The 11,093-nt window shown below is 69.1% G+C and carries 14 protein-coding genes; 9 read left to right on the forward strand and 5 right to left on the reverse strand.

The window, feature by feature from the left end; all coding sequences use genetic code 11:
• From QR77_RS46645 to QR77_RS14570, 6 genes are all read left to right on the forward strand, one after another.
• A partial coding sequence (locus QR77_RS46645) for a hypothetical protein (RefSeq protein ID WP_160310912.1) occupies positions 1-277 on the forward strand: 277 nt, incomplete at its 5' end.
• The gene (locus tag QR77_RS14550) at positions 274-1,353 is read left to right on the forward strand and encodes an ornithine cyclodeaminase family protein (protein WP_052488741.1); all 1,080 of its coding nucleotides are present in this window, start codon (positions 274-276) and stop codon (positions 1,351-1,353) included. The genes QR77_RS46645 and QR77_RS14550, both read left to right, overlap by 4 nt.
• A gap of 69 nt (positions 1,354-1,422) precedes the next feature.
• Positions 1,423-1,959 (forward strand): 3-isopropylmalate dehydratase, encoded by a 537-nt coding sequence (gene leuD, locus QR77_RS14555; protein ID WP_052488742.1) that lies wholly within the window; start codon positions 1,423-1,425, stop codon positions 1,957-1,959.
• Positions 1,956-3,266: an aconitase/3-isopropylmalate dehydratase large subunit family protein gene (locus tag QR77_RS14560; RefSeq protein WP_052488743.1), complete on the forward strand. Its 1,311-nt coding sequence runs from the start codon at positions 1,956-1,958 to the stop codon at positions 3,264-3,266. The genes leuD and QR77_RS14560 overlap by 4 nt, the downstream gene beginning before the upstream one ends.
• On the forward strand, positions 3,263-4,573 hold the full coding sequence (locus QR77_RS14565; RefSeq protein WP_052488744.1) for an aconitase family protein: 1,311 nt from the start codon (positions 3,263-3,265) through the stop codon (positions 4,571-4,573). The genes QR77_RS14560 and QR77_RS14565 overlap by 4 nt, the downstream gene beginning before the upstream one ends.
• Positions 4,570-5,067: a hypothetical protein gene (locus QR77_RS14570; RefSeq protein ID WP_040022171.1), complete on the forward strand. Its 498-nt coding sequence runs from the start codon at positions 4,570-4,572 to the stop codon at positions 5,065-5,067. Before QR77_RS14565 ends, QR77_RS14570 begins: the two co-directional genes overlap by 4 nt.
• 47 nt (positions 5,068-5,114) lie before the next feature.
• Here the strand turns inward: QR77_RS14570 and QR77_RS14575 are convergent, their stop codons facing one another.
• Positions 5,115-5,738, reverse strand: a complete 624-nt coding sequence (locus tag QR77_RS14575) for a TetR/AcrR family transcriptional regulator (RefSeq protein ID WP_040022173.1) — start codon at positions 5,736-5,738, stop codon at positions 5,115-5,117.
• A 123-nt stretch (positions 5,739-5,861) separates the two neighbouring features.
• Here QR77_RS14575 and QR77_RS14580 point away from each other — a divergent pair, with 123 nt between their 5' ends.
• A complete protein-coding gene (locus tag QR77_RS14580) occupies positions 5,862-6,647 on the forward strand; it encodes an SDR family oxidoreductase (protein ID WP_052488745.1) in 786 nt (261 codons plus the stop codon).
• 9 nt (positions 6,648-6,656) lie between these two features.
• On the opposite strand, the gene QR77_RS14585 is transcribed toward QR77_RS14580, so the two are convergent.
• Together QR77_RS14585 and QR77_RS43540 are read right to left on the reverse strand one after the other, a co-directional pair.
• Positions 6,657-7,115, reverse strand: coding sequence for a protein-tyrosine phosphatase family protein (locus QR77_RS14585; RefSeq protein WP_040022175.1), 459 nt, complete (start codon positions 7,113-7,115; stop codon positions 6,657-6,659).
• A gap of 89 nt (positions 7,116-7,204) precedes the next feature.
• Positions 7,205-7,579, reverse strand: a complete 375-nt coding sequence (locus tag QR77_RS43540; RefSeq protein ID WP_078876676.1) for a DUF4190 domain-containing protein — start codon at positions 7,577-7,579, stop codon at positions 7,205-7,207.
• A 175-nt stretch (positions 7,580-7,754) separates the two neighbouring features.
• Between QR77_RS43540 and QR77_RS14595 the strand changes: the two genes are divergently transcribed.
• A complete protein-coding gene (locus tag QR77_RS14595) occupies positions 7,755-8,303 on the forward strand; it encodes an N-acetyltransferase (protein WP_040022176.1) in 549 nt (182 codons plus the stop codon).
• Positions 8,304-8,330: 27 nt separating this feature from the next.
• Here QR77_RS14595 and QR77_RS14600 read toward each other — a convergent pair whose 3' ends face one another.
• Entirely contained in the window at positions 8,331-9,248 is a 918-nt protein-coding gene (locus QR77_RS14600) for an AraC family transcriptional regulator (RefSeq protein WP_040022178.1), read from the reverse strand.
• A gap of 174 nt (positions 9,249-9,422) precedes the next feature.
• On the opposite strand from QR77_RS14600, the gene QR77_RS14605 reads away from it, so the two are divergent.
• Entirely contained in the window at positions 9,423-10,508 is a 1,086-nt protein-coding gene (locus tag QR77_RS14605) for an aldo/keto reductase (protein ID WP_040022179.1), read from the forward strand.
• A gap of 29 nt (positions 10,509-10,537) precedes the next feature.
• Here QR77_RS14605 and QR77_RS14610 read toward each other — a convergent pair whose 3' ends face one another.
• The gene (locus QR77_RS14610; RefSeq protein WP_040022180.1) at positions 10,538-11,077 is read right to left on the reverse strand and encodes an SMI1/KNR4 family protein; all 540 of its coding nucleotides are present in this window, start codon (positions 11,075-11,077) and stop codon (positions 10,538-10,540) included.
• Positions 11,078-11,093 lie beyond the last annotated feature (16 nt).

Genomic DNA, 11,093 nt, shown 5'->3' on the forward strand with positions numbered 1-11,093 from the left:
GGGGACCGCCGTCTCCCGGCTCCCGGAGGGCACGAACGCCCAGGTGAGCTGGGTGAACCAGGCGGACCTGTCGTCCGGCGGGGAGTACCGCAGCCGCGCCGAGCACCTGAAGGAGGGGTCCGTCGTGGCCATCACGGTGGACGTGCTGTTCGCCGACGGCGGGTACGCCGCGGTCGCCGACACCGTCCTCATCACCGCGGGCGCACCGGCCACCCTCACCACCACAACCGGTACCACCGGCACCACCGGCACCACCGAAGGGAGGTCGTCGAAGTGAGGATCCTGTCGAACAGCGACATCGAGCAGGTACTGACCGCCGACGAATGCCTCGCCACACTCCGTACGGCGTACGGCGAGCTGACCCGCGGCCAGGGCGCCAACCGCCCGCGCAACCACACGTACTTCCCCGTGAAGGACGACCGCTACCCCGGCTTCGGCTACCGCTTCAAATCGCAGGAGGGCGGCAATGTCTCCAGCGGCGTGTGGGCGCTGCGGATCACCTCCGACCTCGCGGGCGTCGAGACACTGCCGAGCGGCGGACAGCGGCGCCGGCTGATCCCGGCGGCGCCCGGTGGCAAGTACGTCGGCCTCGTCACGCTCTACAGCCTGACGACGCTGGAGCCGCTCGCCATGCTGCACGACAGCTTCGTGCAGAAGATGCGCGTCGGCGCGACCTCGGCGCTCGGCATCGACGCGATGGCCGCCCAGGACGCCACAGTGGCCGGCATGTTCGGCTCCGGGTGGCAGGCGGAAGCCCATCTGGAGACGCTGCTGCTGGTGCGTCCGGGGATCGAGGAGGTACGGGTCTTCAGCCCGACCGCCGAGCACCGCGAGAAGTTCGCCGAGGTGTGGAGCGAGCGCACCGGACGCCGGATCGTCCCCGTCTCGGAGCCGCGCGACGCGGTGACCGGCTGCCAGATCATCACCTGCGCGACCGCCACCATGGAACCGTGCTTCGACGGCTCCTGGATCGAGCCCGGCACCCACATCACGGCCATCACCTCCCCCGACGGCACGGCGACGCGCCGGGAGCTGGACGACGCGACCTTCGACCGGGCCGACCGGATCGTGGTGCTCTCGCGCGAACAGGTCCACCACGACAAGCAGTACGACATCCTCGGCCCGGTGGAGCGCGGCCGCCTCGCCTGGGAGGACATCAGGGAGCTGGGCGAGGTGCTGCTCGGCGACGCGCCGGGGCGTACGTCACGGGACGAGGTGACGGTCTTCGCCAACAACACCGGTATGGGCGTCCAGTTCGCCGCTGTCTGCGCGCGGGCGCTGGAACTCGCCGAGGAACGCGGTCTGGGCCATGTCGTACCGACGGACTGGTTCCTGGAGGAGACGAGCCCGTAAGCGGCCCGTGAGTGGCCCGTAAGCGGCCCCGCACGACAACCAGCGCAGCCAATCAGGGAGTTGCAGCACATGGAAGCCGAACATCGCGTCGGCGGCGCGACGATCACCTTCGGGGAGAGCGTCAACACCGACGTCATCATTCCGGGCCGGTATCTGGTCAGCATCGACCCGGCCGAACTCGCCGAGCACGCCTTCGAGCCACTGGGCCCCGAGGTCCAGCGCCACCTGCGGGCCAGTTCCGTCGTCGTTGCGGGCCGCAACTTCGGCTGCGGCAGCGCCCGCGAACAGGCGGCGACCTGCCTGATCGGCGCGGGCATCAAGGCCGTCGTCGCGAGTTCGTTCTCGCGGGTCTTCTTCCGCAACGCGATCAACACCGGTCTGCCGGCGATCGAATGCCCGGACGCCGTGGAGGCCCTGCGCGCGCAGAGCGCACGGAGCGACGAGGGCGGCGAGGGCGCCCAGGGCGAGATGTGGGTGGACTACCACGCGGGCACGGTCGAGACGGCCGGACAGACCTTCACCTTCGCGCCGTACCCCCAGGGGCTGCTGGACATCCTGGAGGACGGCGGCCTGATAGCTCACCTGATGCGAGGCGCCTCGACATGACCACAGCCACACCCACAGCCACAGCCGCGAAGACCTTCGCGCAGAAGGCGATCGAGCGGGCTTCGGGCGAGCACGACCTCGTCCCGGGGCAGATCGTCGACGCCTTCCCCGACGTGTACATGAGCCACACGGCGAGCTGGCGGTGCATCCGCACGCTGGAGAAGATGGGCGTCAGCGAGCTGTACGACCGCGATCGCGTCGCCATGGTCATGGACCACATCTCCCCCGCGATGAACGCCAAGACAGCGGCCGACCACCAACTGTGCCGCGAGTTCGCCGACCGGATGGGCATCAAGAACTTCTACGACGTCAACGCAGGCATCGCGCATATCGTCCTGATGGAGAACGGCCTGATCAAGCCGGGGCAGTTCGTCATCGGCACCGACTCGCACTCCACCATCTACGGCGCGCTGGGCGCGTTCGGCACGGGTGTCGGATTCAGCGAGATCACCGCCGCGTGGGTCACCGGCAAGCTGTGGGTCAAAGTCCCAGAGTCGGTCCGCGTCCGGATCGACGGCGAGCTTCCGGTGGGCAGTTACGCCAAGGACGTGATGCTCAAGCTGATCGGCGACCTCGGCGCCGACGGACTGACGTACTGCTCCGCCGAGTTCACCGGTTCGTACGTGGAGTCCCGTTCGGTGTCGGAGCGGATGACCTTCTGCAATCTGGCCATGGAGATGGGCGCGAAGAACGCGTTCGTCGCGCCCGACGGCGAGACACGGCGCTATCTGGAGGAGGCGGGCGTCGCGGCCGACGGGTACGAGGTGCTGCTGCCGGACGCCGGGGCCGCCTACCGCGAGACCGTGCACCTGGACGGATCGAAGCTCATGCCGCAGATCGCCGTGCCGCACACCGTGGACAACGTGGTCGGTGTCGACGAGGTGGCGGGCACCAAGCTCGACCAGGTCTTCATCGGCTCCTGCGCCAACGCGAAGTACGACGATCTGGCGATCGCCGCCGAGGTGCTGGCGGGCCACCGGATCGCGAAGGGCGTACGTCTGGTGGTCACCCCGGCCTCGGCCGCCGTGATGGCGAAGGCCTCCACCACCGGCGTACTGGCCACCCTGATCGAGGCGGGCGCGATGATCACCAACGCGGGCTGCGGCGCCTGCGCCGGCAACGGCGGCGCGATGGCCGACGGCGAGGTGACCCTCTCCACGGCGAACCGCAACTTCCAGGGCCGGATGGGCAGTTACCAGTCGAGCATCTACCTGAGCAGCCCCGCGACGGCGGCGGCGTCGGCGATCAGGGGCGTCATCACCAATCCGGCGGACGTCATGACGGGCGAAGGGGCGGCGGTCGCATGAACCTCGCTGAGAAGATCCTCGCGAAGGCGAGCGGACGCAAGAGCGTCGAGCCCGGTGAGATCGTGATCGCGAATGTGGACCGGCTGCTGATGCACGACCTCAGCGGCTATCTGACCGGCGAGGTGTACGAGAAGAGGGTCGGCCGACCGATCCCGCACCCGGAGCGGGCCGTGATGGTCTTCGACCACCACTTCTCACCGCCGACCGAGCGCCAGGCCGAGGTGCTGAAGGCCAACCGGGCGTGGGCGCGCAAGCACGGCATCAACCTCTTCGACTGCGGCAACGGCAACCTCCACCACGCCGCCGTACGCAACGGCTTCATCAAGCCGGGCATGATCGTGGTGGGCTCCGACAGCCACACCCCGGTGCACGGGGCGCTGGGCGCGCTGGCGATGGCGCTGGGCAACGACTCGCACGCGGGGACCGTACTCCCGTACGGCAAGGCCTGGTTCAAGGTCCCGGAGACCGTACGGATCGAACTCCACGGCACCCCGCGCCCCGGCACCACCGCGCGCGACATCGCGCTCTGGCTGGTGGCCGAGATCGGCGAGGGCGAACTCAACTACGCGGCGGTCGAGTTCGCGGGCCCCTACATCAAGGGGTCGGACTTCTGGGACCGTTGGCTGTTCCCGCTGCTCTGTGTGGACCTGGGCGCCAAGTGCAGCTACGTGGAGCCGGACGAGGTCACGGAGGCCTTCGTCCGTACCCTCCCCGGCGGTCTGCCCGAGGAGCTGCCGCGCGGGGACGGCGACGGCAGGGAGGCGGCGACCGTCCTGCGGTACGACGTCGGTGACGTGGTCCCGCTCGTGGCGTGCCCGCCCACCGTCGGCAACATCAAGCCGGTGGACGAGGTGGCCGGAAAGCCCGTGCTGTGGGCGGAGTTGGGCGGCCACGGCGGCGGGCGCCTGGAGGACATCAGGGTGGCGGCGAAGATCCTCTCCGGCCACCGCGTCCACCCGGGCACCCGCTTCAACATCGTCCCCTCCAGCCGCGAGGTCTTCGCCGAGGCGCTGCGCGAGGGCCTGGTCCTGGAACTGCACGAGGCGGGCGCGAACTTCTTCCCGCCGAGCACCGGCTCCAACCAGGCCATCAACATGGGCGCGATGGCGTCGGGCGAGGCGATGATCTCGACCCACTCCCGGAACTTCCCGGGCCGCAACGGCAGCAGCGAAGCCGAAATGTATCTCGCGTCGGCGGCGACGGTGGCCGCGTCCGCGATCGCCGGAGAGATCGCCCCGGAGCGGGCTTCGGAGCGCGCCGGGAAGAGCGCCGGACAGGCCGGCCGGAACGACGGGAGCAGCAAATGAAGTTCGAGGGCCGCTGCTGGAAGTTCGGCGACAACATCCCCACCGACCGTCTGGTGAAGTCGCAGTACGTCTTCGAGCCGATGGAGGTCATGGCCAAACACGTCCTGGAGGATCTCGATCCGGAGTTCCCGCTGCGGGTCCAGCCGGGAGACATCGTGGTGGCGGGCAAGCACTTCGGCCAGTCCTCGGGCCGCGCGATCGCCACGAAGGCGCTCAAGGCCACCGGCATCGGCTGCGTGGTTGCGGAGACCTTCGCGCGGACCTTCTACCGCAACTGCTTCGAGGTCGGCCTGCCGGCGCTGGAGGTCAAGGGCATCACCACGCTGGCCACGGCCGGCGCCCCGCTGCGCGTGGACCTCACGACGGGCACGGTGACGAACGTGACGACCGGCGCCACCCTGACCGGCGAGCCGGCCGACCCGTTCCTGGTGGAGATGCTGGACGCGGGGGGCCTGATCGCGCTGGCGTCGAAGCGTACGGATCTGTTCGGTTGAGGTTCGGGTGACGCTCGGTTGAGGCTCGGGGGCGGGCTGAGGCTCGCTCAGCGCGCCGCGGCAGCCGTGGCGGCGGCGGCAGCGAGCGTACGGCTGACCTCGGCGGCCCCGGTCGCGATGGCGTCGAGCCCGACGGTGCGGGCGCGGTGCAGGAAGCCGCTCAGATGGAGAAGCACAGCGTAGCCATGGGCGGCCGCGCTGTGCTTTTCCAGTAGGTCGAGCGCCGCCTCGGGGTCGTGTCCTGCGATGTCCATCGCGATCGGCAGCAGGATGTCCATCACGGCACGGCCCGCCGCGCTGAGGTCGGCGTCGCGGTGGTTCTCCAGTTGTTCCGAGTAGATCAGGTCGAAACCGGCGTGATGGCGCGCGACGAAGCGCACGTACACCTCCGCCGTCACCGCGAGCGCCTCCCCCGGATCACCGGTCGTGTCGTTCGCGAGGGCGGTACGCAGGTCGGCGGCCAGGAGTTCGGCCGCACGGGTCGCGGTGGCGCTCAGCAGGTCCAGGCGGGTGGCGAAGTGCCGGTACGGCGCCCGCGGGCTCACCCCCGTACGCCGGGCGGCCTCCGCCACGGACAGTGCGTCGACGCCACGCTCGGCGATCAGCGCGAGGGAGGCCTCGACGAGGGCCGCACGCAGGTCGCCGTGGTGGTAGCTACCGCCCTTGCCCACGAAATTCCTCTCGGCCCGGCCCTGATCGTCGTCCCTCCAATGTAGTCGGGGTGGCACTTGCTTCTATGTATGAGGGGTCATACATTGGAGGAGTCAGCGAGCCCGCCCAGCAGAGGAACCTTCATGCCGGAAATCGACAACAAGACCCACAACAGGACCGACAACAGGACTGAGGACAAGATCCAGAACAAGGTCGTCGCCATCACAGGCGCCAGCAGCGGAATCGGCGAGGCGACCGCCCTCCTGCTCGCCGAACGCGGCGCGAAGGTCGTCCTCGGCGCGCGCCGGGCGGAGCGCCTCGACGCTCTGGTGGCCCGCATCAAAGAGGCGGGCGGCGAGGCCGTCTCCGTACGTACGGACGTGACCAGCCGCGCGGATCTGTCCGACCTCGTCGAGCTGGCGCGCGAACGCTTCGGGAGGCTCGACGTCCTCTTCAGCAATGCCGGCGTCATGCCGGTCTCCCCGCTCGACGACCTGCGCGTCGAGGACTGGGAGGCGATGGTCGACGTCAACCTCAAGGGAGTTCTGTACGGCATCGCGGCGGCGCTGCCCGTCTTCCGCGAGCAGGGTTTCGGGCACTTCGTGAACACGGCGTCGACGTCGGCGCATCGCATCGTGCCGAACCAGTCCGTCTACGCAGGAACGAAGTTCGCCGTGCGGGCCATTTCCGAGGGGTTGCGCCAGGAGGCCGGCGACAAGCTGCGCGTGACGATCATTTCGCCCGGCTACACCCGTACCGATTTCGGCGTGAACGTGACGAGCCCGGAAATGAGGGCCCAACTCGAAGCGTCCGTGGCCGGGTTCGCCATGCCGCCGAGCGCGATCGCCCGCGCTGTCGCGTTCGCGATCGAGCAGCCGGCCGACATCGACGTCGGCGAGGTCATCGTCCGCCCCACGGCGCAGAGCTGATCCACGCGGTCACCGCTCGAAGCGCTCGAAACCCCCGAAGCGCTCGAAACGGGAGACGAACCGCCGTTGCCAGGGCGTCTCCACCGCGTGCGCGTCGTAATGCTCACGGACGTACGCGACCGCTTCGCCGCCCGGCACCCCGTCCAGTACGGCGATACAGGCCAGCGCCGTCCCCGTACGCCCGCGCCCGCCACCGCACGCGACCTCGACCCGCTCGTCCCCGGCCCGCGCCAGCACCGTACGCAGCGCGTCGGCGGCATCCGTACGGTCGGAGGGCAGCCGGAAGTCGGGCCAGCGAAGCCACCGGGATTCCCAGTCCACGGGGGCCGGCCGGCGGCCCAGCAGATACAGCCCGAACTGCGGCAGGGGCCCGCCGGGAAGGGCCCGCCGCAGCCCCCGCCCGCGTACGAACCGCCCGGACGGCAGCTCCAGCAGACCGGGGGTTCCGGGCTCCCACGTAGCGTTCATCGGGGGATCGTAACGGTCCGCGATCCATGAAATCCCTGGAACGACGCTCCGCGATTCACAACGCCCCGTGATTCAGGACGCCTCGTGATTCAGGACGAGATGTATGAGATGAGACCGCCGAGCAGGAAGAGCGTCGCCGTCCCGACGCCCACCCAGCCGAGCACGATTCCGGCGGTGGCCATGCCACCACCGCTTTCGTTGCGCTCCCTGATCTGCTTGCGGGCCTTGTACCCGAAGATCAACGCGAGGATGCTGCCGATCCAGTAGATCCACACGATGCCCAACACCATGGCGGCGATGGCCAGTCCGTTGGTCCGAGGTGGTGGTGCGTAGCCGGGCGGGTAAGCGGGCCAACCTCCCTGCGGCGGCATTTGGTACGGAAAGGGCGGCACCGGAGCGCCCGGTTGGGGCGGGGCGGAGTTCGGATCTTTGTAATACGGGTTGGGGTCGGACGGCGCGGACATGAGACCTCCTCGTAGCACGGGCGTCACGGAAGGTTGCCACGCTACAGGCGGGACGGGTCCCGAGGCGCATCGAAGCCGTGACTGCTCGTCCGATGTGCGAACGGCCGCCCCTGTCCGCGTACTTCGGGCTCCAAAACCATGTGCGAGCGGCCTGCGGGAGCCCTACCCTCCGGCCATGGATCTGCGCGAAGAACGCCCGAGCGACAGACAGGCCCTGCGGGACATTCACCTCCGGGCGTTCGGTGACCACGGTCCCGTCGTGGCCGACCTGGTCGACAGCCTGCGGGACACCGTCTCGCCCGAGAGCGGTCTCTCGCTGGTCGCCGAGCACGAGGGGGAGAGCGTCGGGCACGTCTTGTTCACTCGCAGTCTGCTCGATGCCCCTCGGCGGCTGATCGAGGTGCACGTGCTCAGTCCGTTGGCCGTGCTGCCGGGGTTCCATAACCGCGGTATCGGCTCGGCCCTGGTCCGTCATGGGCTGAAGGCCCTCAGCGAACGGGCTGTCCCCGTCGTCTTCCTGGAGGGTGATCCGGGCTATTACTCGCGTTTCGGCTTCACGCCCGGCGACGACCTGGGTTTCCGAAAACCGTCCCTGCGCATTCCGGACGGCGCCTTCCAGGCCATCAGGCTCCCGGAGTACGAGCCGTGGATGACGGGGACGCTGGTCTACGCGGAGCCGTTCTGGCGGCATGACGCGGTCGGCCTCCGCGACCCCGACGCGTAGCGCGGCCGGCCGCCGCAACCTCAAGCCTCAGGGCAGGCGCCGGCCTTCGAGAGGGTCGGCGGCGGCGTACAGGCGGGCGGCGTCGCGGCCGGGCGGGGCGCCGAAGAGGCGGCGGTACTCGCGCGTGAACTGGGACTGGCTGTCGTACCCGACGAGGTGCCCGGCCGCCGCGACGTCGTCGGGACGCGCGAGCAGCAGCGAGCGGGCCTCCTGGAGGCGGATGCGTTTCTGGAACTGCAACGGGCTGGTCGCGGTGATGGCGCGGAAGTGCCGGTGGAACGCCGAGGTGCTCATTCCGGCCAGCCGCGCGAGGTCTTCGATGCGCAGAGGTTCGGCGTAGTTGTCGCGGATCCACTGAATCGCGCGGTTGACATGGGTCAGGTTGCTGTCGGGCAGGCCGATCTGGCGGATCATGCCGCCGTGCGGTCCTGAGAGCAGTCGCCAGAGGATCTCCCGCTCGATCAGCGGCGCGAGCACGGGCGCGTCGGCGGGGTGGTCGAGCAGCCGCACCAGCCGGATCACGGCGTCGAGCAGGTCGGGATCCGCTTCCCCGGTGGCGATCGCCGACGGTACGGCGGCCCCGCGCGCACCGCGCGGGGCCGTGCCCTCCAGCAGCAGCGGCGCGATGGCGCCCGGCCGTAGTACGAGCCCCAGCCCGAGGGCCGGGCGGTCGGGGGTGGCGCCGAGGAAGTGGCCGGTCACCGGCAGATCAGCGGTGACGATCAGGCACTGGCCCGCGCGGTACTCGTACACCTCGTCCCCCAGCAGGAGCCGCTTGCCGCCCTGCGCCATGACCACCAGGAGCGGCTCGGTCAGGGAGTGGTCCGGCTCGACGGTCTCGACCCGGGACAGCAGAAGCCCGCTGATCGTCGTACCGCCGTCCGGACGAGCGTGGGCGGCGATCAGCGTCCTGAGTTCGTCGAGCTGCGGAGTGGTGGTGGACATACACCTCACGAAAGCACTCCCGGTGGACCGGGGCAAGCCCGATCCGGGCGAACTAGGCAGGATCGTGCAAGAGCGAGCGCGGATCGGTCTACCCGGGCGGACCGGCTGTGAGGTGTGCTGGAGGTGTTCGTTCGCGTAGCCATCCAGCCAGCCAGCCATCAAGAAGGCGGACTCATGTCACTCGATCAGTACGTAACCCTGGGCCGCTCGGGACTGCGCGTCAGCCCGTTCGCCCTCGGCGCCATGACCTTCGGGGAGGACCCCGGGGGCGCGGGGTGCAGCGTGGAGGAGTCGGAGAAAATCCTCGCCAACTACCTCGACGGGGGCGGGAACTTCATCGACACGGCCAACTTCTACACCAACGGCCACTCGGAGAAGATCCTCGCCGACTACTTCGCCGCACACCCGGGCCTGCGTTCGCACACGGTGCTGGCCTCGAAGTTCTTCTTCAACATGTTCCCGGGGGACCCCAACGGCGGTGGCGCGGGCCGGGGTTCGATCATCTCCCAGCTCGACGAGTCGCTGCGCCGCCTGGGCACCGACTACCTGGACCTGTACTGGATGCACAACTGGGACCGCAACACCCCCATCGAGGAGACCCTACGCACCCTCGACGACCTGGTACGGGCCGGCAAGATCCGTTACGTGGGGTTCTCCAACACCCCGGCCTGGGTCACCGCCCAGGCGCAGACCATGGCGCAGCTCAAGGGCTGGACCCCGCTGATCGCGCTCCAGGTCGAGTACTCCCTGCTGGCCCGCACCGTGGAGGGCGAAATCGCCCCGCTGGCGCGGGACCAGGGATTGTCTCTGGTGCCCTGGAGCCCGCTGAAGAACGGCTTCCTGTCCGGCAAGTACCGCCGCGGCTCCGCCGAGGCCGTCGACTCGGCCCGCGCCGCCTTTGTCGGCGGTCCCAGCGACGACGAGTACACGGTCATCGACGCGGTCGCCGCCGTCGCCGACGAACTCGGCACGAGTTCGGCCGCGGTGTCCCTCGCCTGGCTGCGGGCCCGCGAGGGCACGGTCGTACCGATCCTGGGAGCCCGGCGCGTGGAACACCTGACGAACAACCTGGCGGCGCTCGACGTGACACTGAGCCCGGAACACCTCCGCACCCTGGACGAGGTCTCGGCCCCGACACTCAACTACCCGGCCCCCATGCACGGCGCCCCGCGCGCGATGCTCCAGTTCGCGGGAACCACGGTGGACGGCGAGGAATCCGCGGTGTACCCACCGCTGTTGCAGAGCACCACCCGCTACTGAACGGCCACGGGCGGCCCTACCCCGGCCATCTACGGGGTGTGCGTGAACTTACGGAAGTCATGTGAGCCGGCGGGAAAAGCCGATGACAGGATCTCTGACTGGATCTCTCCTTGCAGTACCCCAGTCAGGTACTCGGCGAATCCGATTTTCTGGAACTCCCAGCGTTCACCGCGCGCTTCGTTGATCAGTACGGCGAATTCGGCAGGTCCTTGGCCGGGAAGGATCCGCCAGAAGAGCCACTCGCCGTTGTCGGTGGTGCCCCATGGGATGATGCGGCTTCCGTCCGGTTCGAGCTGGGCGGGCTTATCCTCGAATTCGAAGATTTCCTCGTACACCTCTACCCGCTCGGCGGCCGACTTGGCCAGGTCGTAATGCTGATTCAGAGAGGACGGCGCGAGGATGTACAGGTAGCCGTCGACCCTTCCGCCGCCTACGTGCTCGATGAATTCCTTGTAGTCGTCGGGGAGCCGCACCTGGAGTTCCGACTCGATGCCGGACCAGTCCTGTTGCTGCGGGGGCGTCGTTTCTGTCCCCAGAACTTCGATGAGACGACGTGCATGCTCGTTCACGCGATCTGCCCTTTGT

The sequence above is a fragment of the Streptomyces sp. 150FB genome (assembly GCF_000818195.1).
Taxonomy (GTDB): Bacteria; Actinomycetota; Actinomycetes; order Streptomycetales; family Streptomycetaceae; genus Streptomyces.